General features: G+C 61.3%; 26 protein-coding genes. 17 read left to right on the top strand and 9 right to left on the bottom strand.

Features of this window, described 5'->3' with window-relative positions; genetic code table 11:
* Positions 1-46: 46 nt before the first annotated feature.
* Positions 47-403, top strand: a complete 357-nt coding sequence (locus ACYAS9_RS01880) for a BON domain-containing protein (RefSeq protein WP_463566620.1) — start codon at positions 47-49, stop codon at positions 401-403.
* Between the two features lie 149 nt (positions 404-552).
* Here the strand turns inward: ACYAS9_RS01880 and ACYAS9_RS01875 are convergent, their stop codons facing one another.
* The 4 genes from ACYAS9_RS01875 to ACYAS9_RS01860 all read right to left on the bottom strand — a co-directional run bounded on the left by ACYAS9_RS01875 (position 553) and on the right by ACYAS9_RS01860 (position 5,577).
* Complete coding sequence (locus ACYAS9_RS01875) at positions 553-792, bottom strand: DUF2845 domain-containing protein (RefSeq protein WP_463566619.1); 240 nt, start codon at positions 790-792, stop codon at positions 553-555.
* Between the two features lie 82 nt (positions 793-874).
* A complete protein-coding gene (locus ACYAS9_RS01870) occupies positions 875-3,817 on the bottom strand; it encodes a DUF748 domain-containing protein (RefSeq protein WP_463566618.1) in 2,943 nt (980 codons plus the stop codon).
* A 109-nt stretch (positions 3,818-3,926) separates the two neighbouring features.
* Positions 3,927-4,943 (bottom strand): class I SAM-dependent rRNA methyltransferase, encoded by a 1,017-nt coding sequence (locus ACYAS9_RS01865; protein ID WP_463566617.1) that lies wholly within the window; start codon positions 4,941-4,943, stop codon positions 3,927-3,929.
* A 91-nt stretch (positions 4,944-5,034) separates the two neighbouring features.
* Positions 5,035-5,577: a DUF1523 family protein gene (locus tag ACYAS9_RS01860; RefSeq protein WP_463566616.1), complete on the bottom strand. Its 543-nt coding sequence runs from the start codon at positions 5,575-5,577 to the stop codon at positions 5,035-5,037.
* A 119-nt stretch (positions 5,578-5,696) separates the two neighbouring features.
* Here ACYAS9_RS01860 and ACYAS9_RS01855 point away from each other — a divergent pair, with 119 nt between their 5' ends.
* Genes ACYAS9_RS01855 through ACYAS9_RS01795 form a run of 13 tightly spaced genes read left to right on the top strand, consistent with a single transcriptional unit; the run spans position 5,697 to position 17,214 of the window.
* Positions 5,697-6,695, top strand: coding sequence for an ATP-grasp domain-containing protein (locus tag ACYAS9_RS01855; protein WP_463566615.1), 999 nt, complete (start codon positions 5,697-5,699; stop codon positions 6,693-6,695).
* Between the two features lie 58 nt (positions 6,696-6,753).
* On the top strand, positions 6,754-7,896 hold the full coding sequence (locus tag ACYAS9_RS01850) for a trypsin-like peptidase domain-containing protein (RefSeq protein WP_463566614.1): 1,143 nt from the start codon (positions 6,754-6,756) through the stop codon (positions 7,894-7,896).
* Between the two features lie 49 nt (positions 7,897-7,945).
* Complete coding sequence (locus ACYAS9_RS01845; protein ID WP_463566613.1) at positions 7,946-9,079, top strand: phosphoribosyltransferase domain-containing protein; 1,134 nt, start codon at positions 7,946-7,948, stop codon at positions 9,077-9,079.
* Positions 9,072-9,830 (top strand): HAD family hydrolase, encoded by a 759-nt coding sequence (locus ACYAS9_RS01840; protein WP_463566612.1) that lies wholly within the window; start codon positions 9,072-9,074, stop codon positions 9,828-9,830. Before ACYAS9_RS01845 ends, ACYAS9_RS01840 begins: the two co-directional genes overlap by 8 nt.
* Positions 9,823-10,920 (top strand): cysteine protease StiP domain-containing protein, encoded by a 1,098-nt coding sequence (locus ACYAS9_RS01835; RefSeq protein ID WP_463566611.1) that lies wholly within the window; start codon positions 9,823-9,825, stop codon positions 10,918-10,920. The genes ACYAS9_RS01840 and ACYAS9_RS01835 overlap by 8 nt, the downstream gene beginning before the upstream one ends.
* Entirely contained in the window at positions 10,920-11,870 is a 951-nt protein-coding gene (locus ACYAS9_RS01830; protein ID WP_463566610.1) for an HpcH/HpaI aldolase/citrate lyase family protein, read from the top strand. The genes ACYAS9_RS01835 and ACYAS9_RS01830 overlap by 1 nt, the downstream gene beginning before the upstream one ends.
* Complete coding sequence (locus tag ACYAS9_RS01825; RefSeq protein WP_463566609.1) at positions 11,871-12,575, top strand: HAD-IB family hydrolase; 705 nt, start codon at positions 11,871-11,873, stop codon at positions 12,573-12,575. It abuts the gene before it with no gap.
* Between the two features lie 45 nt (positions 12,576-12,620).
* Complete coding sequence (locus tag ACYAS9_RS01820; protein ID WP_463566608.1) at positions 12,621-13,211, top strand: TerD family protein; 591 nt, start codon at positions 12,621-12,623, stop codon at positions 13,209-13,211.
* A complete protein-coding gene (locus ACYAS9_RS01815) occupies positions 13,208-14,428 on the top strand; it encodes a TerD family protein (RefSeq protein ID WP_463566607.1) in 1,221 nt (406 codons plus the stop codon). The genes ACYAS9_RS01820 and ACYAS9_RS01815 overlap by 4 nt, the downstream gene beginning before the upstream one ends.
* Positions 14,429-14,481: 53 nt before the next feature.
* A complete protein-coding gene (locus ACYAS9_RS01810; RefSeq protein ID WP_463566833.1) occupies positions 14,482-14,931 on the top strand; it encodes a tellurite resistance TerB family protein in 450 nt (149 codons plus the stop codon).
* A gap of 27 nt (positions 14,932-14,958) precedes the next feature.
* Entirely contained in the window at positions 14,959-15,996 is a 1,038-nt protein-coding gene (locus ACYAS9_RS01805; RefSeq protein WP_463566606.1) for a TerC/Alx family metal homeostasis membrane protein, read from the top strand.
* A 26-nt stretch (positions 15,997-16,022) separates the two neighbouring features.
* Positions 16,023-16,598 (top strand): TerD family protein, encoded by a 576-nt coding sequence (locus tag ACYAS9_RS01800; protein WP_459749739.1) that lies wholly within the window; start codon positions 16,023-16,025, stop codon positions 16,596-16,598.
* A gap of 37 nt (positions 16,599-16,635) precedes the next feature.
* Positions 16,636-17,214, top strand: a complete 579-nt coding sequence (locus tag ACYAS9_RS01795; protein ID WP_463566605.1) for a TerD family protein — start codon at positions 16,636-16,638, stop codon at positions 17,212-17,214.
* 69 nt (positions 17,215-17,283) lie between these two features.
* Here ACYAS9_RS01795 and ACYAS9_RS01790 read toward each other — a convergent pair whose 3' ends face one another.
* The 3 genes from ACYAS9_RS01790 to nadC are packed head-to-tail and all read right to left on the bottom strand — an operon-like array spanning position 17,284 to position 20,536.
* Entirely contained in the window at positions 17,284-18,540 is a 1,257-nt protein-coding gene (locus ACYAS9_RS01790) for a VWA domain-containing protein (RefSeq protein ID WP_463566604.1), read from the bottom strand.
* Positions 18,541-18,569: 29 nt separating this feature from the next.
* Positions 18,570-19,652 (bottom strand): TIGR00266 family protein, encoded by a 1,083-nt coding sequence (locus tag ACYAS9_RS01785; protein WP_463566603.1) that lies wholly within the window; start codon positions 19,650-19,652, stop codon positions 18,570-18,572.
* Positions 19,653-19,687: 35 nt separating this feature from the next.
* The gene (gene nadC / locus ACYAS9_RS01780) at positions 19,688-20,536 is read right to left on the bottom strand and encodes a carboxylating nicotinate-nucleotide diphosphorylase (RefSeq protein WP_463566602.1); all 849 of its coding nucleotides are present in this window, start codon (positions 20,534-20,536) and stop codon (positions 19,688-19,690) included.
* 317 nt (positions 20,537-20,853) lie between these two features.
* Here nadC and ACYAS9_RS01775 point away from each other — a divergent pair, with 317 nt between their 5' ends.
* From ACYAS9_RS01775 to ampE, 3 genes are all read left to right on the top strand, one after another.
* On the top strand, positions 20,854-23,058 hold the full coding sequence (locus tag ACYAS9_RS01775) for a DUF1631 domain-containing protein (protein WP_463566601.1): 2,205 nt from the start codon (positions 20,854-20,856) through the stop codon (positions 23,056-23,058).
* A gap of 88 nt (positions 23,059-23,146) precedes the next feature.
* The gene (ampD, locus tag ACYAS9_RS01770; RefSeq protein WP_463566600.1) at positions 23,147-23,707 is read left to right on the top strand and encodes a 1,6-anhydro-N-acetylmuramyl-L-alanine amidase AmpD; all 561 of its coding nucleotides are present in this window, start codon (positions 23,147-23,149) and stop codon (positions 23,705-23,707) included.
* 3 nt (positions 23,708-23,710) lie between these two features.
* A complete protein-coding gene (gene ampE, locus ACYAS9_RS01765; protein ID WP_463566599.1) occupies positions 23,711-24,559 on the top strand; it encodes a regulatory signaling modulator protein AmpE in 849 nt (282 codons plus the stop codon).
* Between the two features lie 22 nt (positions 24,560-24,581).
* Here the strand turns inward: ampE and ACYAS9_RS01760 are convergent, their stop codons facing one another.
* Together ACYAS9_RS01760 and cra are read right to left on the bottom strand one after the other, a co-directional pair.
* Entirely contained in the window at positions 24,582-25,361 is a 780-nt protein-coding gene (locus ACYAS9_RS01760) for a TatD family hydrolase (RefSeq protein ID WP_463566598.1), read from the bottom strand.
* A gap of 1 nt (position 25,362) precedes the next feature.
* Positions 25,363-26,346, bottom strand: a complete 984-nt coding sequence (cra, locus tag ACYAS9_RS01755) for a catabolite repressor/activator (RefSeq protein WP_463566597.1) — start codon at positions 26,344-26,346, stop codon at positions 25,363-25,365.
* Positions 26,347-26,530 lie beyond the last annotated feature (184 nt).

The raw sequence follows: 26,530 nt of genomic DNA, 5'->3' as shown, positions 1-26,530 counted from the left end.
GCGCTACAACGTGAGCGCAGTTTTTGAGAAAAACAGGAGTTATCGTATGAAGAAGTTCGCTATCGCTGCTGCCACTGCCCTGACTCTGACCATGGCCGGTGGCGCATTCGCCCAGACCGCCAACCAGGCTAACCAGGCTCCAATGATGCTGGCTGCCGCTGACACTGTCGACCATGCCAAGCAAGAAGGCAGCGACACCTGGATCACCACCAAGGTCAAAGCTGATCTGCTGACCGAAAAAGGCATTCCAGGCTCGGACATCACTGTTGAAACCGCCAAAGGCGTAGTTTCCCTGTCCTCGGAAGTGAAAGTGACCGAAGCCCAGAAGAAACAAGCGGTCAGCATCGCCAAGAACATCAAAGGCGTTACCGCTGTATCGGCTGATGGCCTGAAAGCTGACTAAGCATTATCGACTATGACCCTCTGAAAGACAGTCGAGCGCCAGGGAGGTGATCGACTGAATAAGAGATGGTTCATGCGACCGACCATACGGATGTGGTCATTACAGGCCCCGGCTCTCGAGTCGGGGCCTGTTCTATTGTGGCCGGTGGATTATTGGCCGCGCTTGCTTTCGATCTTGGTCAGGCGACCGCCTTCGAAACGCAAATAGCGGTACATTCCGTGATCGGGGCCGTAAATCCATTCCTCTACCAGCATCTGCTCAGAATGCCGGTAATTGCTGCTGAAGTTTTCTCTGGAGCCTACGGTCGCCCGGCTGGCGGGCTGGCCGCATTTCTTCTGCACCTCGAACGCAGGATCGCCCACGCTGATCAACTGGCTGTTACAGCGCATGGTCGACGCCTGTGCCGGGCTTATGCAGGCGCCCGCCAGCAGGCTCAGAAATGCCAAAGATGCAAGCCGATGGTTCAAAGGGTTACTCGCTGTCCAGGTGCAGGGGAGTGATCACGCGGCCATCCGGTTGTGGCTTGCCGAGCTGGGCGTCGATGAAATACACCCGCTCGTCTTCAAGCTTGCCCTTGTCGACCAGATAATCCTTGATACTGCTGGCCCGGTCCTGGCCCAGCTCGCGCAACAGTACCTCATTTTTACTCCAGAACTGCAGCACCGCATTGCGCAACTGGTTCTGGCGCTCTTCCTTGCCCAGATCGGTCCATTGCGCCGGTGGCTGCTGCTTGAGGCGGGCACGGTAAATGCCTTCGAGCATCGGCGCCTTCTCGTCTTCAGGCACCTCCAGCAAACCGGCGCGGGCCGGAACCTTGTCGCCACGGCGTTGCAGAATCTTGTACCAGGTGAACTGGTATTCACGCTCCAGGCGCTGGCGAGCCAGCAAGGGGCCGTCGCTGTCGGCAGCACTGGTGCCTTCGATTTCCAGGCGCAGGGTCGGCCGCTCACGCAGTCCGACAGCCAGCTTGTCCAGTGCCTGTTGTGCCTCGACGGTTAGGGCGCTGGAGCCCGCATCGAACAGTACGGTGCCCAGGTCTTGCGAGCCGCCACCGGCAACCAGCCCGCCAATGAACTTGAACGGCGCCTGGGCTGCGCGCAGGACCAGATTGCGCAGGGTCTGCCAGACGATCGGCATGACGCTGAACTGCGGGTTATTCAGGTCGCCTTCAAGCGGCAGCTCGATGGAAATCCGTCCTTCGGTATCCTTCAGCAGTGCTACAGCCAGACGAATCGGCAAGTCCACGGCATCGGGGCTATCGACCTTTTCACCCAGTTGCAATTGTTCGACCAGCACCTTGTTCTGTGCCTTGAGCTGGCCTTGGGTAATCAGGTAGTGCAGGTCCAGATTGAGCCGGCCCTTGCGAATGCGGAAGCCGGCGAATTTGCCGGAGTAGGGCGTCAGGGTCGTCAGTTCGACCCGTTTGAAACTGGCGGCGATGTCGAGGCTGGCCATCGGGTTGAATGGATTGAGGCCGCCCTTGATGGTTACCGGTGCATAACGGTCGACCTTGCCTTCGATATCGACCGGCGCAGGTTTGGCCTGCTGGTTATCGATGGTGCCGATGCGTCCATTGAGCTGCTGCACGGCGGTGGCGAAGTTCGGCGTCAGGGTAAAGTCGGCAAAATACGCCGAGCCGTCCTTGATATTGACCTCGCCCACATGGATGCCCAGTGGTTTTTCCGCGCTGGCGGTGCGCTTTTCGTGGGGGGCGGATTTCGCCTCGGCCGGTTGCGGGATCAGCAGGTCATCGACGTTGGTGGTGCGATCTTCGTTGATCATAAAGCGCGCATAAGGCTGCTGCAGATTGACCCGACCGATCGACAGGCCCTGGCCGTGTCGATAGCTGAGGTCGTCGACCGTCAGGTTTTCCCATTTGACGAAATCGCGTTGCTTGAGGGTATCCAGGGTGTGCAGCTGGTTGACCTGCGCCTTGCCGGTGATGCTCAAGGCCAGCGGCTCGGTACTTTGCAGATCGACCGCCAGATCGCTGCCCAGCATGCCGCTGCGCAGTTCCAGGCGAATGAACGGGCTGATATAGGCCTGCGCCACGCGCAGGTCGATGTCTTGAGTAGTGACCTGCAAGCGGGCGTTGACCGGGGCCAGGTTGACTTCGCCGGCGGCGGTCAGCTTGCCTTGCTTGCCCAGCCCGGTATCGAGCCGCACCTTGAAGGGCGACTTGTTCAGGCTGTCGAAATTCTGCATGTCGACATTGAGCGGGCCCACTTCCAGCGCCACCGGTTCGGCGGGTACGCGGTCGGCCAGATGGACCTGATAACTGCGCAGTTGCACATCGCGCACCAGCACCTGCCAGGGTTTGCCCGGCGCAACGGGTGCCGGCTTTTCGGCAGGCTTGGCGGCTTTCTCATCGACCGCAGGTTTGGCGGCCGCCGCAGCGGGTCTGGCCGGCTGGCTGGCGAACAGCTTCTGCCAGTCCAGTTGCCCGTCGGCTTCGCGGGCGGCCCAGGTTTCCATCTTCTGGCTGCGCACCTTGCCGATCACCACTTGCTGGCGGGCCAGGTCCAGCGAACTGTCGCTGATGTCCAGTTGCTGCAAGCGCACCAGCGAGCGGCCGTCGGCGGCATTGATCGACAGTCCCGCCACGCTGGCGTGGGTATTGGTCAGTTTCAGTTCGGTGTCTTTGGCAAAGCTCAGTGTGTAGGCGGTGCTCAGGCTCAGGCGGCCGTCCTGCAAGGCCAGCGGCACGGCGTCGCGCACATACGGCCACCAGAGTTTCATCTTGCTGTCGGTGATTTTCAGCGTGCCTTCGGAGGCAATGGGCGACAGGCCGATACGTCCTTCCCAGTCGATCTGGCCACCGTCGGGGCCGATGGCGACCAGCGTCGCATCGGCGTGGTCCTCAGGCAGGGTGCTGAGGTTCTTCAGCTCCAGGTTCAGCGTGTCGTACAGAAACTCGATGGGGTCGCCCGGGCGCTCGTCGCGAAAATGCAGATAACCCTCGACCAGCTTGATGCGCCCGATGCGCAAGGCAAACGGCTCGCTGGGCGTTGCCGGCTCCGATGCCGGTTGCGCGGCTGGCAGTTTGAACAACTGGCTCAGGTTGAACTGGCCCTTTTTATCGAACAACAGCTCGGTTTTCGCCTTGACCAGTTCGACATCGAGCAAATGCAGGGCGCCGCTCCACAAACTGTCGAGTTGCAGGTTGGCGTAGAGCTTTTCGAATCCCACCTGTTCCTTGCCCGGCGTGCCGATGTTCAGCCCCCAGGCGGTCAGTTCAAGGCTGAAGGGGTTGAGCTCCAGACGCTCGATCCTGGCCGGTACAGTGGCGTATTCGGCCAGTTTCTGATTGGCGATGCGCAGGGCAATGCCGGGCAGGATAAAAAAGCCCAACAGGCTGTAAAGGACCAGGACGGCCACCAGGGTGCCAATAATACGCTTGAGAACTTTAGGCATTGGAGGCGGCGTCTCTCTCTGAACGGAGGTGCTTGGAGTATGGCATGCGCTTTGGGTTCACATGCCGCAGCTGTCCAGAGGTGTAGGAAAAGTCTTTATATTTGTCGGCTCAAAAATGCAGAACCAGTGTTTTCAAGGGCGGCTGATGGTCCATGGACGGAAAATCTTCTGCCGGGTGTATCACTTGCCACTCACGCACCGGCTTGCCGACCTTGTCAGCGCAGCGCAACACTTGCTCGCGCCAGTCGTCCATGCTGACCCGCGCCAGATTGTTACAGCAGATCAGCACGCCGTCGTCGCTGGTGGCCAGCAGCGCCGGCTTGAGCAGGCTCTGGTAGTCGCGCAGCAAATCGACAGTGCCGAATGCACTCTTGGCCCAGGCCGGCGGGTCGAGCAGGACCAGATCGTATTGGCGTGGTTGCAGGCGCGGATAGTCCGGCAGTTTTTGCGAGCGCCGGGCGGTCACCGGCAGGCCGGCCAGTTGGCGGATCGCCGGAAAATAGTCGGACTGAATGAACTGCATGGGCGGCAATTGCGGGTTGAGGGCGCCGTTCTCGCGACCGACCGCCAGATTGCCCTCGGCAAAATCCAGGTTGCAGACCTCGCTGGCGCCACCCGCCGCTGCGCTCAGGCCAACGCCGCACGTATAGGCAAACAGGTTCAGCACACGCTTGCCGGCACTGTGCCGTTTCACCCAGCCGCGGGTGTTGCGCAAATCCAGAAACAGCAAAGGGTCTTGCCCGGCATGCCGGCCGCGTACCCGATAGTTCAACCCCCATTCATGGCCGACCAGGTCTTCAAGCGCCGCTTCACTGGCTTGATAGACACTGTCTTGACGGTCGATGCGCGAGTTGCCACGGGAGCGATCGTTATAGACCAGCAACAGCTCCATCCCCAGGCGCGCTTGCACGGTGGCATGCAGCTCGAGCAGCGCGTCGCGCTCCAGGCTGGTATGGAAACTCTGCACCAGCAATTGCGGACCATAACGGTCGACCGTCAGCCCGCTGGCGCCTTCCTGGCTGCCGTGGAACAACCGGTAGCAATCGGTGCCCTGGGCATGCAGGTCGGCCAGCAGCAACTGGCGGTGGTCGAGGGCGACGCTGAGCGCCTGATTCAAGGAAGACATGCAGAGCGCCTCGGGCAGGAATTGAGGCGCGGGAGTTTACCAGTTAGCGGGCAGCCAGCGATGACCGGTGCCCGCAATTATGGCTGCAGGCTTAACGCACTACGCCATTGACCCGCTGCTTGCGCAGGCGACGACGGATGGCGAGGGCAACGATCAGCACCAGCAATGCCAGCACGGTGAAGAAGATCGTGTTGAACACCGGGAACGGCTCGTCACGGCTGGTAGTGGATTCGATCGCGGTCACATTGGGGAACATCGACAGGATCTGAATCCGCCAGCCGTAGTAACGAATAATTGCCAGTTGTTGCGCGTCACGCGAGTAACCTTGCGCCTTGGCCTGGATATCGGCCGAATCGAACTTGAAGTACCACGGGAAGCTCCAACCGGTATCTTCGTTGCGATACACCACGACATGCTTGTTGTCCGGGTGCTCGGTATTGATGAAATACACATCGCGGGTCGGGCCGTCTGCCGGGTTTTCGGCGTTGATCACCCCGTCGGCGTCCATGCGCTTGACCTCCACGCCGGTGATCATGACCACGTCATGGCGCGGCAAAAGATAGTGAAGGCTGAGTGCGCCGACCCCGATAACCAGAAATACCACCAGCCAAATCGACCGCTTGAGCCATTTCATGCCATTGTTCCCCTATGAAAAATTGCGTGACTTTGCCCTAATCCGAACATTTTGAAGCAAAACAGTTATTACAAAATTCGACAAGGCCATCTGCATGGCTAAGAACGACGGAGAGTTGCATGATTTGGTTCCTTGAGGGGCAATCCAGCCAGCGTGAAGTAATCATGGGCGCGCGCGAGGCTCTGCCGGATTCAGTGCGCATTATTGCCTCGCACCGGCAAGCGCGCCCGGAGATTACCGGGCTTGCCGATGTGGCGCTGCAAGAACCGCGTGACAACCTCGAACGTCTTGAGTGGATTATTGAGACCGCGACCCGGCAAGGCGTAAACGTAGTGATCGCCGGGCGTATCGGTGGTTTTTATGAAGACCATCGCCAGCGCTTTGTCGACGCAGGCCTTGAGCTGGTGACCGGCGGGGTATCGACCGAGACTTTCCGCCTGGTCGATGACAAGAGTTGCTTCACGGCGGCTGCCGAGCAGGCAGGCTTGCCTTGCGTGCCAGGCATCACGGTGACCGACGCCGAACAGCTGCAACAGGCTTTCGACACCCTGTCGGCCAGCGGCGAGGTGTGCATCAAGCCGACCGTGGGCATCTTTGGCCAGGGTTTCTGGCGCTTCAAGGCGGATGTGGACGCCTTTCGCTGTTTTGCCAACCCCGATGCCCGCGAAACCAGTTTCGAGGCTTATTTGCAGGCGTATCGCCAACCGGGCGAACGCCCGCCGATGTTGGTCATGCCCTACATGGCCGGCAGCGAGTGCTCGGTCGACCTGGTGTGCGAACAAGGCAAGGTGGTCGCCTGCGTGGGGCGGCGCAAGCAGGGCTTGCATCAGACCTTCGAGCGCGACAGCGCAGCGGTGCAGCTTGCCATGCGCGCGGCCGAGCATTTTGGCTGTGACGGCCTGGTCAATGTACAGACCCGCGATGACGATGAAGGCACGCCGCATTTGCTGGAAATCAACCCGCGCTATTCCGGCGGCATCGGCTACACGCGCGAAACCGGGGTCAACCTGCCGGGTATTTTCGCCACCCGCCGTCTTGGCTTGAAAGAACCGGAAACACATTGGCAGGATAATATTCAGGTCAAGGCCATCACCGTCGCTGTACGGGCTTTGGCTTGATCGTGATAATAGATTTTTGCTATTAACCTCGCTCTTCAGCCTATCAAGGAGGACCGGCATGAAAGTTCTTGCGCCCGGCGCGAATGTTGCCCTTGCCGCCGACCGTTGTTCATGGAACCTGAAGAGTGGCAAAGCCTCTATCTTCGGCGAGTACGCAGCCGTTGCCCTGTTGCCGGTGAATGAAAAACGCCACCCCACCGGCCCCGCCGCGCTGCTGCATGAAGAGCAGTCGTGGATGCAATGGAGCGGTGGGCCGCAGGATGTTGGCTGCACACTGACCCTTGGCAGCTTGCCGGCCGGAAGCGACCGGGCGCTGTTGATGGTCTACGTGTATGCGGCGGCAGGTCCCATCAGTGAGATCGGCAGCCTGAGCCTGCAGGTCGACAGCGATATCGAATACTCGCTCGAACTGCGCGACTACGGTGAAGCCTCGATCATCATCGGCGAGTTCTACCGCCGTAACGATCAATGGAAATTTCGCGCCCTGAGCGAAGGCTCGGCTTATGGCCTGGCTGCGTTCGGGCGCAAAATCGGCCTGGATGTCAGCGATTTTCACCCACGGCGCGGCAGCAACAACGGCGGCCAGGACGGCCATCGGCACCAGTCGGCCACCGGCACGGCCTTTGTGGTCGGGCCTGCACATCTGATGACCTGTGCGCATGTGATTGAAGACATGAGCGTGCTGTACATCAGTTCGCTGGAAGGGCGCTACAAGGTCGAGCCGGTGGTGGTCGACCGGCGCAACGATATCGCGTTGTTGCGCGTTCAGGGCGCTTCGCCACTCACCGCCTTGCCGTTTCGCGACGGGCCGGGCAGTGAAGCCGGCGATAACGTCGTGGCACTGGGTTACCCGCTGGCCTCTATTTCCGGTGGCAGCCTGCAAGTGACTCAGGGCGGTATTTCCAGCCTGTTCGGCTTGCACAGCGATGCCAGCCTGATGCAGTTCACAGCGCCCATTCAGCCGGGCTCCAGTGGCAGCCCGCTGTTTGACAGCGGCGGTGCGGTGGTCGGGATGGTCACTTCCAGCGTGCCGGATGCACAAAACATGAACTTTGCGGTCAAGTCGGCCTTGCTGGTGGCGTTCTTGCAGGCATGTCGCGTACCGACCAGCCTGAAACAACCGGACAGAACTTACACCACCACTGAAATCTCGCGTGTCGCCCAGTCGTCTTTATGGCTCGTCGAAGCGTCTCGTGGCTGAAAGCCCTTGCCGGCCCAGTCACCCAGCCTTACCAATCAGGAATCAAACGATGGACAGCCGCCAGGCGCTCAACCAATCGACTTCGCTGCATGCCGAGCTGCTTCGCGGACGCCTCGACGTAACCGTTCAGGCTTCAACCATCGCACCGGACGCGCTGTTCGGCTTTGGCGAGCGGCGCAACCCCAAACGCGCTTTTCTGTTCGTCTCCAGGGTGCTGGGCCGGCATATCCCGGTACGTCCCGGCGTCATGCGCCAGAGCTTTCAGGACCTGGCCGACAGGATTCCGGCCGACCTGCCGGGCCCGGTACTGGTGATCGGCATGGCCGAGACCGCCGTCGGCCTGGGCGCCGGCGTGCACCGCGCCTACAGCCAGACCCGGACGGATGCGCTGTATCTGGTCAGCACCCGGCACCCGACCGGCACCGAACTGTTCGCCCGCTTCGAAGAAGAACACAGCCACGCCAGTGCCCACCTGATCCATCTGCCGGTCGATGCGCAACTGCGTGAATCGATGCTGGCTGCCCGGTCGCTGGTATTGGTCGACGACGAAGCTTCGACCGGCAAGACCTTTATCAACCTGCACCGCGCATTGGTCGACGCCGGCCTGAACAACATCGAGCGGGTGGTCACCTGCGTACTCACCGACTGGTCGGCGGGCGCGGTCAGCCGCGCGATGGAGGTCACTACCGACCAGGTGTCACTGCTGCAGGGCGCCTACCATTTCGCCGAAGACCTCAGCGCGCCGCTGCCGGACATGCCGGAAGTCGGCACCGTTTCGGCAGGCGACTGGCCGTTGAGCGCAGGCAATGATTGGGGCCGCCTGGGCGTACGCACAGTCGCCGACACGCTGGCGCCGGACCTGCACGTGGCGTCGGGCGAGCGGGTATTGGTGATCGGCACCAGCGAATTTGTCTGGCGTCCTTTTCTGCTGGCCGAACGCCTGGAACGGGCGGGTGCCGATGTGCATTTCAGTTCCACCAGCCGTTCACCGATCGCATTGGGGCATGCCATCGGCCACGCCCTGTCGTTTGGCGACAATTACGGGCTGGGCATTCCCAACTTCCTGTACAACGTGCAACCCGGTCAGTTCGACCGGGTGCTGATCTGTACCGAGACACCGGCACAGGCCGTATCGGCCGAGCTGATCGCTGCGCTGAACGCCGAGGTTATCTGTGATGAGTAACGAACGCCCGCTGATCCTCGTCGATCTGGACGACACCCTGTTCCAGACCGCGCGCAAGACCGCAGCCGATATCGAAAAGCACGTAGCGACCGTGGATATCAGCGGCAACCCCAATGGCTACATGACCAACGTGCAGCGCTCGTTCGTCAACTGGATGCTGGCCAATGCCGATGTAGTGCCGGTTACCGCCCGCAGTGTCGAGGCCTATAGCCGTGTGAAGTTGCCGTTCAGTGCCGGGGCGATCTGCTCCCACGGCGGGGTAATGCTCGATGCCGCCGGCCAGCTCGATCGCGACTGGCATGCTCAGATGCAGGACACGCTGGCGCCTTACCAGGCGCGGTTGCACGACCTGAGCGCGGCAACATTGGCCATCGGCCAGGAACTGGGCATCTCGCTGCGCGGCTGGGTGGTCGAAGAGGCGCGCCTGTTCCACTACGTGGTGACCAAGCACAACGAAAACGACGACAGCGTGCTGGACCGGGTGCTGGCCGAGGTGCAGGCGCGTGGCCTGCTCGAAGGCCTGCACATTCATGGCAACGGCAATAACCTGGCTTTCCTGCCACAGGGTCTGGCCAAGCGTCACGCCGTGCAGGAATGGCTGCGCCGCGACCGCGCGCTGAATGGCGAGCGCCCGGTGCTGGGCTTTGGCGACAGCATCACCGACCTGGGCTTCATGAACGATTGCCACTGGTGGGCGACACCGGCGCGCAGCCAGTTGGCGCGGCTGGTAGAGGAACACGCCGGTGAGTAGCCCGTTGGAGAGTGGCCTGGACACGGTCGGCAGCGGCAGTTATGCACCGGACGACGTGCATTTTCTGCTGCGCAGCGTCGACATCGAAGTCACCGACGTCGAGGAAAAGGAACGCCTGATCCAGACCCGGCAGAAACACTATTCGGAAATGATCAGCCAGGAGAAAGCGCCCAGCCCGGTGCATCAGGACCTGTTCGAGCGCGCACTGGCACAGAACGGCGCGCGCATGGCGAGCGATGTGCTGGCGCTGGCCCAGGCGCTGGACCGCTTTTACACCGGCCCGGAGATTGTCCTGGTGTCGTTCGTGCGCGCCGGCCTGCCGCTGGGCGTGCTGTTGCGCCGGGCATTGCGCGACCTGGGCCGTGAAGCGCATCACTACGGCATCAGCATCGTTCGTGACCGTGGTATCGACAAGACGGCGCTCGATGCAATTATCCGGGCGCACGGTGCGCAGGCCATCGTGTTCGTCGATGGCTGGACCGGCAAGGGCGCAATCAGCGGCGAAATCAGCCGCAGCCTGGCAGGCGATGTACGCTTTCCCGAGCAACCGCGCCTTGTCGTGCTCGCCGACCCGTGTGGCCGGGCATGGCTGGCGGCCTCGGCCGAAGACTGGGTCATTCCTTCGGGCATTCTCGGCGCCACCGTGTCCGGCCTGGTCTCGCGCTCGATCTGGCCGGCCGATGGCGGCCTGCACGGTTGCGTGGTCTACGATCATTTGCAGCCCTTCGACGTGACCCGGTCGTTCATCGAGCAGGTCGACGGTCTGCGCCGGCAACTGACCGCTGCCGCCGCGGTCGAACCCAGGACAGTGGCTCAACGCCTTGATCTACAAGCAGCGGCGGGCCAGGTTATCGACGGGCTGGCCGTACGCTTTGAGGTCAATAATCCGAACCGCATCAAGCCAGGGATTGCCGAGGCAACCCGGGCAGTGATGCGGCGGGTGCCGGACCACGTACTGGTGCGCGACCTTCGCGACGCCGACGTGCAATTGCTACTGCATCTGACCGAACAGGCGGGGGTTCCCGTCGAACAGGCCGGCGCCGCTCTTGGCCCCTATCGGGCGGCAACCATCATTCGGAGCCTGAGTTGATGGCACTATTTTCGCCTTACGCCCTGGGTGCCACCTTGTACATGCCGGCTACCCGGGATGACATTCTTGAAGTGGTGGTCGCGCAAAGAATCCCCGAGCTGCGTTCCCTGGTGGTATGCCTGGAAGATGCCGTGGCGCCGATCGACGTCGACACCGCGCTTGAAAACCTGCGCGATGTGTTGCTGCGTATCGACGCCTATGGCGGCCGCCCCGAAGGCGGCCCGCTGCTGTTCGTGCGCCCGCGCGATGCGCAGATGGCAGCGGTGCTCAACGACTGGCCGTTGATGAAACACGTGGACGGTTTCGTGGTTCCCAAGCTGTCGCTGAGCAACATTCGCCAGTGGGAACTGGCAGTGACCAATGCGTCCATGGCGCTGATGCCGACCCTGGAAACGCCTGAAGTGTTTAACCCGGTAGCGATGGTCGAGCTGGGCCAGGCCCTCAAGGCCAGCCTGGATCAGCGCATTATCGCCTTGCGCATCGGCGGCAACGACCTGATGGGCTGCCTGGGCTTGCGCCGCAATCCAGCCATGACCCTGTATTCCACGCCCATGGGCTATGTGATTCCCATGCTCGCCGGAATCATGGGCTCGCAAGGTTTTGCCCTGACGGCGCCGGTGTTCGAGCAATTGGCCACGCCGGATATTCTCGATCAGGAGCTGGCGCTGGACATCTCTCATGGCCTGGTCGGCAAGACCGCCATTCATCCATCGCAGATCACGATCATCCAGAACGCCTTGCGCGTCAGCCTCGATGACATGAATTCTGCACGGATGATATTGAACTCTGCGGCTGCGGCGGTGTTCAAGTACAACGACGCGATGTGTGAGCCGGCCACACACTACAAATGGGCAACCCACATCCTGGAGCGCGCCAAGTGGCATGGCGTACTGCCGGCATCCGCTCCGATCGTGGATGCCAGCATTCGACTCGCGGAGGCAGTCAGTTAAATGATAGAGCCCGATCTGGAAATAGAGGTGCAGGAGCGCCTGCTGGCGGTGTTCGATTTCGACGGCACCCTGACCCGGCACGACAGTTTTGTGCCTTTCCTCAAATTTGCCTTCGGCCAGCGGACCTTCTCCAGGCGCATGGCCCGTATGGTCCTGCCCAGCCTGGGCTTTCTGGCCCGGCGGGTAACCCGCGACGAACTCAAGGCGCGTTTGATCAAGGCCTTCCTGAGCGGCGTCGAGGTGCAATGGGTCCAGGAACAGGCCGAAGCCTTTTGCGAAGCCTGGTGGGAGCGCCTGATGCGCCCGGCTGCGCTGGAGTCGGTGGCCGCCGAGATCGACAAGGGCGCAATTGTGACGCTGTGCTCAGCTTCGCCGGAAATCGTCCTGCAGCCTTTCGCCAACCGCTTGAAAGTGCAACTGATCGGCACCACTCTGGAAATCATCGACGGCAAACTGACCGGCCTGATCGAAGGCAGCAATTGCCGCCGTGACTCTAAAGTGGCGCGCCTTGAAGGCGTTTATGGTCCGTTGGACCAGTTTCGCGTGCGCGCCTGGGGCGACACCAGTGGCGATCACGAACTGCTTGCCGCCGCTCAGGATGCCCACTGGCGACACTTTCATCCTTCATGGCGACGTGGCCGCTACAAAGGGCCTGTTAATGCCCGGTTACACAATCGTGATGGCGTTGATGAGCCAACGCGGTAACGCTGTCACGCTTTTATCCGACTACCGTACACAGGGAGCGAAAACATGGCACTCACTTTGGCAAAGAATCAGACGATCTCGCTGGAGAAAACCGCCGGCACGGGCCTGAAAAAAGTCAGCATGGGCCTGGGCTGGGACCCGGAAAAAGCCAGTGGTTTCTTTGGCAAACTGCTGGGCGGTGGCGGCGAAATCGACCTGGATGCTTCCTGCATCGTGCTCGATGCCGACAAGAAACCTCTGGACCTGGTCTGGTTCCGTCAGCTGCAATCGCGCGATGGCGCCATCCAGCACTCCGGCGACAACCGTACCGGTGAAGGCGCAGGTGACGACGAAACCATCAGCGTCGACCTGGAACGCCTGCCGGGCACCGTGAAATACCTGGTGTTCACCGTCAACTCGTTCACTGGCCAGACTTTCGAAAAAGTTGCCAATGCCTATTGCCGCATCGTCGACAACGGCAGCCGCAACGAGCTGGGCCGCTTCGACCTGTCGGAAAAAGGCCATCACACCGGCGTGGTCATGTCCTACCTGTCGCGCACAGCCAGCGGCTGGGATTTCACCGCTGTCGGCCAGGTCACCAACGGCCGTACTGCTGACGATCTGGTCGACCTGGCGATTGGAGCGATCCGCGCATGACCCAACTTGTCCCAGGTGCCAACGCGCCCGTTGCGGCGGGATCCTTGACGGTCGAGGTCGACTATTCGCCCCTCGCCGGCGCGGACATCGACGTTTCTGCATTCCTGCTGACCAGTACCGGCAAGGTGCGTGGCGACCAGGACATGTGTTTCTTCGGTCAGAAAAGTGTCAGCGGCGGTGCCGTGCAACTGACCGACAGCTCGGCTGGCAAGGCGCGTTTCAGCCTTGATACCAGCCGGCTGGACCCGGCCATCGAGAAGGTTGCCCTGACGGCGACCATCTACGAAAACAAGGCCAGTTTCGACAAGGTCTCGCGGCTGGTGGTGACCGTCACTGGCGGCCTCGAGGCACCGATCCCGACCGCTGGCATGAAAGAAACCGCGCTGATCCTTGGCGAATTCTATCTGCGCCAGGGCGCCTGGAAGTTTCGCTGCGTAGCCCAGGGTTTTGCCGGTGGCCTGGAGCCATTGGCGAAGAACTTCGGCGTGGAAGTCGCCGCTGCCGAGCCTGCGCCTGCGCCACCTGCGCCGGCGCCAGCACCGACTCCGGCCCCGACGCCCGCTCCAGCGCCTGCACCGGCTCCGGCTCCGGCAGTCAAGTCGACCGTCAGCCTGAGCAAGATCACCCTCGACAAGACCCGCTCTTCCATCAGCCTGGAAAAGACCGCAGCCGGTTTTGGCGAGATCAGGGTCAACCTGAACTGGAACCGTCGCAGCGACAACAAGGGCGGCGGTTTCTTTTCGATGCGCAAGAACTCTGCAATCGACCTTGATGTAGGCTGCCTGTTCGAGCTGCAGGATGGCCATAAAGGCGCGGTCCAGGCACTCGGCAATGCGTTCGGCAGCCTGCATGGCGAGCCCTACATCAAGCTGATGGGCGACGACCGCACCGGTTCGGTCAGCGACGGTGAATGGCTGCACATCAACGGCCAGCACTGGAGCCAGATCCGTCGCATCCTGGTCTACGCCTTCATTTACGAAGGCGCGCCCAACTGGAAGGAAACCGACGGCGTGGTCACCATCCACGTACCCGGTCAGCCGCCTATCGAAGTGCGCTTGAACGAAGAGGGTGGTCGCCAGGGCATGTGTGCGATCGCACTGCTGGAAAACGATAATGGCGCGGTCAAGGTGACCCGCCGGGTCGATTTCCACAATGGACACAGCAACATGGACAAGGCCTATGGATGGGGCATGCGCTGGGCTGCCGGTTCCAAGTAATCATTCATAACGAAGTATCCGGGGCGGCTATTGCCGCCTCTTGGGGGTCTAAAATGCTGGGTTGGTTGAAAACTAATGCAACAGCGGCGCGCGAAAAACTCGCCTCCGAAGTGTCGAAATTCAAGAACCGCGAGTTTCTTGACGCCGTCGTATCCGGTTGTGCGCTGGTCGCCGCTGCCGATGGCGACATCAGCGCCACCGAGAAGCAGAAAATGGCCGGCTTCATCCAGAACTCCCAGGAACTCAAGGCCTTTGATATCAAGGAAGTGATCACCGCTTTCAATGATGTCTGCAGCAAGTTCGAGTTCGATGTGCAGATCGGCCGTGCCGAAGCACTCAAGACCATTGGCAAGATCAAGAAAAAAGAAGACGCTTCCCGCCTGCTGGTGCGTGTCTGCTGCGCCATCGGCGGTGCAGACGGCAGCTTCGACGAGAGCGAGCGTCAGGTATGCCGCCTCATCTGCCAGGAACTGGGTCTGAACCCCTCCGAATTCGACCTGTAATTTTTATCCCCTGAGGAACTCAGTTAAATGGAAAGCAGCACTGCTATCGGCTTCCCTCCACTCACTATGGCCGTCTTCATCGGTCTGGCCATCGGCGCGATGATCATTGACCTGGTCTCGCACCGGGGCAACAAGCCGATCACCCTGACTCAGGCATCCCTGTGGTCGGTCTTCTGGGTGGCCATCTCGCTGGCGTTCGCAGGTTTCCTGTATGTCCAGCACGGCTCTGAAGTCGCCACTCTGTTCGTGACCGGTTACGCGCTCGAGAAAGTCCTCAGCGTCGACAACCTGTTCGTGTTCATGGCCCTGTTCGCCTGGTTCAAGATCCCTGACGGCCTGCGTCACCGCGTGCTGTACTGGGGCATCATGGGCGCCATCGTGTTCCGCGGCATCTTCGTCGCCATCGGTACCGGCCTGCTGGCCCTGGGCCCGTGGGTCGAGGTGGTGTTCGCGCTGATCGTGGCCTGGACGGCAGTGATGATGCTGCGCGCCGGCGACGATGACGACGAAGAAATCGACTACTCGCAGCACATGGCCTACCGCTTCGCCAAGAAGCTGTTCCCGGTCTGGCCGAAGCTGCACGGTCACAACTTCTTCGTTCGCCGCTCGGTACTGGAGCAGGAAATCAAGAAGCCGGAAAACAGCGGCATGACCCTGGCTGCCAAGGGCACGCTGTTCGCCACCCCGCTGTTCCTCTGCGTGGTCGTGGCCGAGATCTCCGACGTCCTGTTCGCCTTCGACTCGGTCCCGGCCATCATCGCCGTGAGCCGCGAGCCACTGATCGTGTATTCGGCCATGTTGTTCGCCATCCTCGGCCTGCGTACCCTGTACTTCGTGCTTGAAGCCCTCAAGCGCTACCTGGTTCACCTCGAAAAAGCGGTTATCGCACTGTTGTTCTTCATCGCGATCAAGCTGGGCCTCAATGCGACCGACCACATCTTCGGTCACGGCTACAGCATCAGCGCCAATAGCAGCCTGATCGTGGTTATGGTCGTGCTTGCCATCGGTATCGTTGCCAGCCTGCTGTTCCCTGGCAAGGACGATGAGCCGGCGAAAGAAGCATAAATACTGGAAAAAGGAGATTACCCATCATGGCTTTGACTCTGCAAAAAGGTGGCAACCTTTCGCTGTCCAAAACCGACCCGAGCCTGACCAATGTCCTGATCGGACTGGGTTGGGACCCGCGTGCCACCGATGGCCAGGAATTCGACCTGGACGCCAGCGCCTTTCTCATCGGCGCCAGCGGCAAGGTTCGCAGTGACGCGGACTTCATTTTCTACAACCAGCTCAAAAGCGCCGATGGTTCCGTCGAGCACACCGGTGACAACCGCACCGGTGCCGGCGACGGTGACGACGAAGTGCTCAAGGTCGACCTGACCCGCGTGCCTGCCGACGTCGAGAAAGTCGTGTTCGTGGTGACCATCCACGAAGCTGACGCACGCAAGCAGAACTTCGGTCAGGTGGGTGGTTCGTTCATCCGCGTGGTCAATGAAAAAAGCGGCGCTGAAATCGTGCGCTACGACCTGGCCGAAGACGCTTCGACCGAAACCGCCATGCTGTTTGCCGAGCTGTACCGCAGCAACGGCGAGTGGAAATTCCGCGCCGTGGGCCAGGGTTATGCCGGTGGTCTGCGCGCTGTCGCCAATTCTTACGGTCTGAATTTCTGATTCAGTCCCTTATTGTCTTCAACAAAGGAACACGCAAATGGCTGTAAGTCTGAGTAAAGGCGGTAACGTTTCCCTGTCCAAAGAGGCCCCGGGCCTGACCGAAATCACTGTCGGCCTGGGCTGGGATCCACGTGTCACCGATGGCACCGAATTCGACCTCGACGCTTCGATCTTCATCGTTGGCGAGAGCGGCAAGGTACTGGATGACAACAGCTTCATTTTCTACAACAACAAGACCTCTGCCGACGGCTCGGTCGAGCACCTGGGCGACAACCGCTCCGGCGCTGGCGACGGTGACGACGAAGCGGTCCAGGTCAAGCTGACCGGCCTGAACGCTGCTGTGAAGAAGCTGGTGTTCGCTGTGACCATCCACGACGCTGAAGCGCGCAAGCAAAGCTTCGGTCAGGTGGGCAACGCCTACATCCGCGTCCTGAACAAGGCCGACGGCAAGGAAATCGCCCGTTACGACCTGTCGGAAGATGCATCGACCGAAACCGCGATGATCTTCGGCGAGCTGTATCGTCATGGCGAAGAGTTCAAGTTCAAGGCCATCGGCCAAGGTTTTGCCGGCGGCCTGAAGCCACTGGCTGAAGCACACGGTGTTTCGATCGGCTAAACGCTGATGACGCATCAAAAAAAACCGCTATCGTCGATAGCGGTTTTTTTATGTGCGCCATGGGCGCGGCTACAGAATCCCGGCCACCTTGGCTGCCTTGAGCCAGTCGGGAAATTCCTCCATCAGCAGGTCATACAGCTTCTCTTCGGAGATTTCGTCCAGCCGGTCGAGGGCAAAGAAGTTGCAGTTATCCACCACCCGGCCTTCCATGTCGTCGAGCTTTTCCAGAATGCCGTAGCCGCGCCCGCCCAGGCCCACGAATTGCCAGAAGATCGGCAGCTTCGCAGCTTCGGTCATCAGCTTGATGATCTCGCGGTTCTGCGAGACGCCGCCGTCGCTGATAAACAGGATATACACCGGCGTCCGGTCGCCCGAGCGCTTGTAGAAGTCGATGACCTTGCGCATCACTTCCGGCTCGTTATTGATCCGTGAGCCCAGCTCCCAGTCGCGCCAGCCGCCATGATCGGTCTTGATGTAGTCACGAAAATTGCTCAGCGTCACCGGCGTCAGTTGCGTGGAGCGTGCGGCAAAGGCCCAGCAGTCCAGCGCGCCGTCATCGTCGAAATGCACCGCCATCGGCAGCAGCCGGTCGACCACTTCCTGCACGTGGCCTTTGGAATACTGGCCGTTCATGGAGCCGGAAGCGTCCAGCACCAGGCCGACCCGTGCGCGGGTATCGGTCAGCCTGGCCTTTTCCAGGCTGATCTGGGCTTTCTTGGCCAGATTGATCAACTGCGGCGCGGCATCGGCGATTTTCTTTTCCAGCGAGATTCTGGACGGCGCGGCTGCGGGAACGGGTGCTGGCGCTGGCGCTGGCTCGTCGGCCACCTCGCCACCAAAGTGCACCACCAGCGCCGCCAGGCCTGCGTTGTAGCCTTGCAGGTTGGACGCCAGGCGCCATTCGCCGTTCTTGCGGTACAGGTCGATGACCATGATCGCTTTCTCGGCGGTAAAGCTGGCGCCTGAAAATTCGCCGCGTGCCTTTTCGTTGCCTGCTTCACGAATGCTGAAATGGCTGGCGCGGATATCGTTCATGGTCCCGGCGCCATCGATCGAGGCGGTGAACACCAGACGATCGATACTGGCCGGCAGCCCGGCCAGGTTGATGCGAAATTCGCCACCCTGCACTTGCTGAAGACTGTTGCACGGGCTGTTCGGCTGGTTGAAGAAGATCATGTAGCGATCGTCCGACAGCTTGCCGTGGGCATCGACGCCGAAACACACGTAGTCGATCACGTGCGGGGAATCGATGGCGATGGTCAGGGTCAATGCCTGGCCGGTCATCAGGGTCGAGAGCGGGACGCGTTGTCCTTGAGTAATCAGCATGATTCTTCCTTGCACATTGGATGCTTTTATCAGCGTTCGCTGCGGCCCACGCTGCCTGCCGGCAGGGCCGCCAGCATGCGTCCGGCCAGTCGTGAGAAGGGCAGGCTTTGCAGCCACACGGTGCCTGGGCCGGTCAGCTTGGCGAAGAACACGCCTTCGCCGCCGAACAGCATCGATTTGATGCCGCCGACCATGCGGATGTCGTAATCGACCGTCTGGGTCATGGCCGCCAGGCAACCGGTGTCGACGTCCAGCGATTCACCGGCCGCCAGCTCGATCTTGCGCACCGTGCCGCCGGTGTGCACGAACACCCAGCCGTCGCCTTCCAGTTTTTGCAGCACGAAGCCTTCGCCGCCGAACAGGCCGGTGAGGATCTTCTTCTGAAACTGGATACCGATCGACACGCCCTTGGCGCCGGCCAGAAAGCTGTCTTTCTGACAAATCAGCTTGCCGCCGAAATCACGCAGGTTCAGCGGCAGAATCGTGCCGGGGTAGGGCGCGGCAAAGGCTACGCGGCCCTTGCCCGAACCCTGCTGGGAAAACACCGTGGTAAACATGCTCTCGCCGGTCAGCAGGCGTTTGCCGGCACCGAACAGCGAGCCCAGCAAGCCTGAGGACTGGCTGCTGCCATCGCCAAAAATGGTTTCCATCTGCACGTCGCAGGTCTTGTACATCATGGCCCCGGCTTCGGCCACGGCGCTTTCGCCACGGTCCAGCTCCAGCTCGACGAACTGGGTTTCGGTGCCAAACAGCTTGAAATCGACGCCATCGGTGACGGCCGTCGAACCATAGCCGCCAGACGCCGGTGGATCAGGGCTGAACGAGGGGCGCGGCAGTGGGGCAGGTGACGGCGCCGGGCTGGTGGCAGGGGCAGCGCCGGCCGGCAACGCGCCGGGGCGCGGCTGAATCATGTCCGGCGTGGGGTCGGGAAAGGGCGTCACGCCGTCTTTCTTGACCGCCCGCACTTCGGGGATCTGATAGATCGGCTGCCAGTCGGCCATGCCCTGGCGCCAGCACCAGGCGCCCGGTGCCTCACGGGCAATCAGCCGCGCGGCGGCAGCGTCCAGCGGGCCGGTCTGTTTGCCGGCGTTGACTACGAACCACTGTTGCACTTGGCTACTCCTTCCCGGCTATCAAACTTCAGGTCTCAAAGACTCAGGCGCATGGACAGGTCCACCGCTTTCACATCCTTGGTCATGGCGCCGATGGAAATGTAATCCACACCGGTTTCGGCAATCGTACGCAAGGTTTGTTCGCTGATACCGCCACTGGCTTCCAGCTTCGCGCGGCCATTGTTCAGGCGTACCGCTTCGCGCATGTCGTCCAGGCTCAGCTCGTCGAGCATGACGATGTCGGCGCCGGCATCGAGGGCTTGCTGCAGTTCGTCGAGGCTTTCGACTTCGACTTCCACCGGCTTGCCGGGAGCGATCCGGTGCGCGGCAACCACGGCCTGGGCAATGCCGCCGCAGGCTGCAATGTGGTTTTCCTTGATCAGGAAGGCATCGTACAGACCGATGCGGTGGTTATCGCAACCGCCACAGGTGACCGCATATTTTTGCGCCAGGCGCAGGCCGGGCAGGGTCTTGCGGGTATCGAGCAGCCGCACCTGCGTACCGGCGACCAGGTCGGCAAAAAATTGCGCGCGGGTGGCGACGCCAGACAGCAGCTGCAGAAAATTCAGTGCACTGCGTTCACCGGTCAGCAACGAGCGGGCCGGTCCTTCAAGATGAAACAGCACCTGATCGGGCGTGACCCGGTCGCCATCGACCACTTGCCAATGCACCGCCACGCGCGGGTCAAGCTGGCGGAAAACCGCGTCTACCCAGGCCGTGCCGGCGATTACGGCGGCATCGCGGGAAATGATCGTGGCCTTGGCCAGGCGCGCCTCGGGGATCAACTGGGCGGTGATATCGCCGCTGCCGACATCCTCAAGCAGCGCGCGGCGCACATTGGCTTCGATTTCGGCTGTCAGGGCGGCAAGTCGTACGTTCGGCATAGCAAGCTCCACTACAAAGTCGGCCGAGTATAAGCCACCTCAACAGCCGCAACCCACTCATAGGCACAGGTTGGGGCGCATTTTTGCCGATGACAGTTTGTCGGTTTCAAATCGCTATTTGCGACAGATCAACAATCTTGTGGTCTATGCACACAGGCAAGGACACCTACTGGAATTGCAAACGGGTTTTGCAAGATAATGCGACTTGTAATTGACGTCATATGGTTGACGCTCATCGGCAAGGCGGTCGCTTCACAGGTGAGGGGTTGTGCCGCACCTGTGACGGGGTAAAGGCTGTTTTCCTGTCAGGAGGTGTGATGCAGAACGACGATAAGGTTGTGCCATTGAATCGGGCCGTCCCTTTACAGGGGACGCAGACGCCCTTGGCTCGCTTGTCGGTGGTGTTGCTGCAGGTACGCGACAAGGCGGCCCAGCAGCTCAAGGATGCCTTGCAGGTATTGTTCGACAATGCCGACGATACCCTTTTCGAAATGGCCGACCGGGCGCGCAACAACAGCGAACAGAACACTTTTTTCGAAGCCATGCGCGACTTGCGTCTGAAGCGCAAAAGCATCGAGCGGGCATTTATCGACAAGTTTTACGATGCCTTTTTGCTGCTCGGCCAGTACCGCGTCGATGAGCCGGTGCTGCCTGGACCGGTGTCGTTCGACAAGCTTGAGCTGGTGCACAACGACGATCTGGAAAAAACCGTGGCGGTCGAAGCCATGGTCGCCAAAGTCATGAGCCGTGACGGGCTGGCCCTGGGGCAACTGACCCTGCGCCTCAACGAGCTGGTGCCGCAGACCCTGAATGACCAGAGCAACCCGCTGGGCCCGACCCTGCTGTGCGATTTTTTCCTGCAGGCCGGGCGCAGCCTGGGGGTCGAGATTCGCGTCAAGCTGATCATTCTCAAGCTGTTCGAGAAATACGTGCTGGCCGATGCCGACCAGTTGTACACCGAAGCCAATCGCTTGCTGATCGCCACCGGCATCCTGCCCGACATGAAAGCCCTGCCGACCCGCCGCATCAGCGACCGCCCACAGCACCCGCGCGCAGCGCCACAGCTGGACGATCCGGCACTGGCGCAGGCCACGGAGAAGCTCGACAAGGGCGTGCAGGAAGTATTCACCGCGATGCAGCAACTGCTTGCGCACCTGCGCGGTAACCTGGCGCCGCGTCATGAGCTCAACGCCGAGGTGCGGCCGATCTCGAGCCAGGATCTGCTGCGTCTGTTGTCGCATCTTCAGCAATACGTGCCGCCATCTGCGGAAGTCGAGGATTTCGACCTGCGTCATCAGCTGGAGCAGTTGCTGACCCGGGTCAGTGTCAAAAGCGGCAAGTCGCGCATCGTCGGGGTCGGCGATGAAGATGTGATCAACCTGGTGGCCATGCTGTTCGAGTTCATTCTCGACGACCGTAACCTGCCGCCATCGCTGCGTGCCCTGATCGGCCGCTTGCAGATCCCGATGCTCAAGGTTGCGGTCATCGACAAAAGCTTTTTCAGTCGTGCGAGCCATCCGGCGCGCCGTCTGCTCAACGAAATCGCCACGGCGGCGCTGGGTTGGGGCGGGCGTGACGATTATCAGCGCGACTCGCTGTATCTGCGTGTCGAACAGATCGTCCAGCGCCTGTTGAATGACTTTGTCGACGACACCGCGATCTTTGCCGAACTGCTGGCGGACTTTCTGGCCTTCACCAATGACGAGCGGCGGCGCAGCGAGTTGCTTGAGCAGCGCACCCGCGATGCCGAAGAGGGCCGCGCGCGCGCAGAGCTTGCCCGTCAGCGTGTGCAGCAGGAACTGAACCGTCGCCTGGTGGGCAAGACCTTGCCGCACGTGGTGGTGCGTTTGCTGCAAGAGGCCTGGAGCAAGGTGCTGTTGTTGATCTGCCTGAAGCATGGTGACGACTCGCCAGAATGGCAAACCGGCCTCGATACCGTCGACGACCTGATCTGGAGTGTCGAACTGCACGAAGAGCCCGAGGCCCGCCAGCAACTGCTGGAGCGTGTGCCCGGCCTGCTCAAAGTGCTGCGTGACGGGCTGTCGAGTGCCGCCTTCGATCCCTTTGCCACCAGTGAATTCTTCAGCCAGCTGGAGGTGCTGCACGTGCAGGCTTTCCAGCATTTCTCGCGCCAGCAGGATGGCGAGCGGCCGATGATGGTCGATGTGGTCGAGGAAATCGTCTTGATCGCCCCTGAAGAGCAGTTGTTCAACGAGCCGGCTTCGCCTCTGCCCGAAGACGACAGCGGCCTGCAAAAGGTCGATCAACTGCGCGTCGGGCGCTGGGTCGAGATTCAGGAAGACGAAGAACACAAGCTGCGCTGCAAGCTGGCTGCCATTGTCGAGCCTGGCGGGCGTTACATCTTCGTCAACCGCACCGGCATGAAGGTGCTGGAAAAAACCCGCATGGGCCTGGCCGTGGAGTTTCGTCGCGGCTCGATCCGCGTGCTCGACGACGCGCTGCTGTTCGACCGTGCGCTGGCCTCGGTGATGGGGAATCTGCGGCGGGTCAAAGGCGCTTGAGTGCAAATGAAGGGCGTTTTGCCGCTGTTGCGCTGCCTGACGGCGCGGGCATACTGGCGGCCATTCAAACGTCCATCCAGGAGTCCCCATGCAGCTGGACTGTGCAAGCGGCTGGTGCGCCGGCGTAGCGCATTGCCCGTCGCCCAATTTCAATGCGCGGCCGGCGGCTGAAATCTCGCTGCTGGTCATCCACAACATCAGCCTGCCGCCTGCCTGCTTCAAGACCGGTCAGGTCCAGGCGTTCTTCCAGAACCGCCTGGACATCAGCGCCCATCCCTATTTCGAAGGCATCGCCGATTTGCGCGTGTCGGCGCATTTTCTTATCGAGCGTGATGGCGAGGTCACTCAGTTCGTCTCTTGTCTGGAGCGTGCCTGGCACGCCGGCGTCTCGTGTTTCGAAGGCCGCGAAGGGTGTAACGATTTTTCCATTGGCATCGAGCTGGAAGGCACTGACGATCAGCCCTTTACCGATGCGCAATACACCGCGTTGGGCGAGCTGACCCGCCAGCTGCGCCAGGCCTGGCCTTTGATCACGCTGGCGCGTATCTGCGGGCACAGCGACATCGCCCCGCAACGCAAGACCGATCCTGGCCCGTGCTTTGACTGGGCGCGTTTCCGATTGACTGTGCAGGATGCAAACGGGAGTTGAACAATGAGTTTTCTGGTGCTGTTGCTATTGATCGCGGTCGAGAAGTTTTCGGCCTTGCGCCAGCGGGTCCAGCGTGATGGTCCGTGGCTGAAACAACTGGCCCGGCTGCAGGCTTCGCCGCGCACCGCATCGCGGTCCTGGCTGATCCTGGCGCTCCTGGTTGCGCTGCCGGTGCTGGCACTGCACCTGGCGATGGTGATCATCGGCTCCGTGGCGTACGGCTGGTTGCTGCTGCCAGTGCATTTGCTGGTGCTGATCTACAGCCTGGGGCGCAATGATGTGATCACCGCGCTGGGACCGTTTCGCGATGCCTGCCGGCGTGGTGACACGCAAGCGGCGGTGCATGTGGCCGAGCGCGACATGGGCGTCAAGGCCGACGACAGCGAGCAGTTGCTGGCCGGCGTGCAGGGGCATTTGTTGTGGCAGGCCTATCAAGGCTTCTTTGCGGTGATCTTCTGGTACTTCCTGCTCGGGCCGGTGGCGGCGCTGGCGTATCGCTTGCTGGCGCTGGCCGCCGAACACAGCACAACCCCGGCCATCGCCGAACGCGCCAGCCAGTTGCGGCACGCTTTCGACTGGATCCCGGTCAGGCTGCTGGCCGCCAGCTTTGCGCTGGTGGGCAATTTCGCCGCGGTCAGCCGTGAACTGCTGCACGACTTGCTCAACTGGAACATCAGTGCCGAGCAATTGATTGCCCGTGCGGGCTGCGCCGCCAGTGAAGTGGCCAGTGAAAAAGCCATACCCGTGGTGGGTGCCGATGCGGTGACCAGCCTCAACCTGATCTGGGAGCTGCTGGTGCGCTCGGCAATCGTCTGGTACGCAGGCTTTGCCTTGTGGACCCTGTTGTTCTGACGGCTTTTTGCTGTGGCGGTGCTCAAGACCAGCCGAAGACCTGCATGGCATTGTCGGTGCTGGCATCGCTGAGCCGCTCGGGGCTGATGTTCATCAACCCCGCCAGCGCCGTGCAGATGTCCGGTAAATGCTGCGGGCTATTGCGCTGATTGGGGTACATGGCCGGCGCCATGTCCGGCGCGTCGGTTTCCAGCACGATGCTGTCCAGTGGCAATTGCGGCAACACCCGGTGCATGCGCAGCGCCTGCGGCCAGGTCGCCGCACCGCCCAGGCCCAGCCTGTAACCGAGCCTGATGTATTCGCGGGCCTGTTCGACGCTGCCGGCAAAGGCATGCACGACACCGCTGCGCTTGAGCTTGTAGCGCTTGAGCGTAGCGATCACCTCGGCATGGCTGCGGCGCACATGCAACAGCACCGGCAGGTCGATGTCCGCTGCCAGCCCCAGTTGTGCCTCGAACAACGTTTGCTGCCGTTCGCGATCCAGCTCCGGTACGTAGTAATCCAGACCGATCTCGCCCACCGCGCACAGTTTGCCGTGACCCTTCAGGCGGCTCAGCCAGTCGCCCAGCTCCTGTACATGCTCAGGTCGATGCTGCTGCAGATACACCGGATGCAAGCCGAAGGCTGCGTACAGCGGCGTATTGTCCAGGCACAGTTGCCACAGTCGTTGCCAGTTTTGCCGATAGACGCCCAACACCACCATGCGCTCCACGCCCAAGGCCAGGCAGTGCTCCAGCACCTGCGCGCGGTCGGCGTCGAAATCGGCAAAGTCCAGATGGGTGTGGGTGTCAATCAGCCTCACGTCATACCTCGCCGATGCGCTGCTTGAAGGTCCGCGCGATGGCGTGTACGCCGGGCTGGTACTGACTGTTCTCGATGGCGGCCAGCGCCAGTTCCAGCGCGGTGTCGGCGATCAGTTGATGCTGTTGCGCCATGGCATTGACCGGTAACGGCAGAAAGTCCAGCAACTGCGTGTCGCCAAACGTACCAAGGCGCAGGGCCGCTTGCGGCTGTAGCGCATCGAACACGCCTTGCAGCAGCACATAGGAGGTGGTGATCAGGGCATCGGGCAGGCCGCCGAGGCGCTGTTGCAACTCGCTCATCAGGCGCTGCCCGCAGGCACGGCTGAAGGCCTGGCCATGTTCGACGATCACTTCACCTTCAAAGCCTTGCAGCGCTTGCTGGAAACCGCCGGCGCGTGCGCGGCTGACGCTCAGTTCCGGGCGCGCACCGAGCAGGGCAATGCGCTGCGGGCGGGTTTGCAGCAGGCTGCGGGTCAATTGCAGGCTGGCTTGCTGGTCGTCGCTGACCACCGAGCAGAACACTTCGCGATCCATTTCCCGGTCGATGGCGATGACCGGCAGCCCTTTGGCCTGCAACTGCCGATAGCTGTCATCGCTGGCCGGCAGGCAACTGGCGACCAGCAGCGCATCGCAACGCCGGGCCCGGAACAGTTGCAGCAATTGCAGCTCGCTGAGCGGGTCATCGTCGGAGCTGGCAATCAGCAACTGGTAGCCACGTGCTCGGGCGCCCTGTTCCAGCAGCTTGGCAATGCGCGCATAACTGGGGTTTTCCAGGTCCGGCAGGATAAAGCCCAGGGTACGACTATGCCGACTGCGCAAGCCGGCGGCTTGAGGGTTAGGCCGAAAATCGTGCTGCTCGACCACCGCGCGCACCCGTTCGACGGTCGCGGCGCTGATGCGCTGCTGTTCGGCCTTACCATTGATCACATAGCTGGCAGTGGTCACAGAAACACCCGCCAGGCGGGCTATATCACTGAGTTTCACCGAGGTTTCCTTTTTTGTTGGTGCCTCATGGCCGCCGGGATTCTCGCCCATGCGGGGCGATCTTTACAGCAGACCTTCGGTTTAAGCCCAGTACTCGCAGTATTTGATCAACGTACGGTCAATCGGACCGGCTGGGCTTCTACGGGTTTGCAGAATCAAGTAACGTGCCGCACAATTTCAAGAT

Source organism: Pseudomonas sp. HP_08 (assembly GCF_055284095.1).
This window is presented reverse-complemented; position numbering and strand designations above follow the sequence as displayed.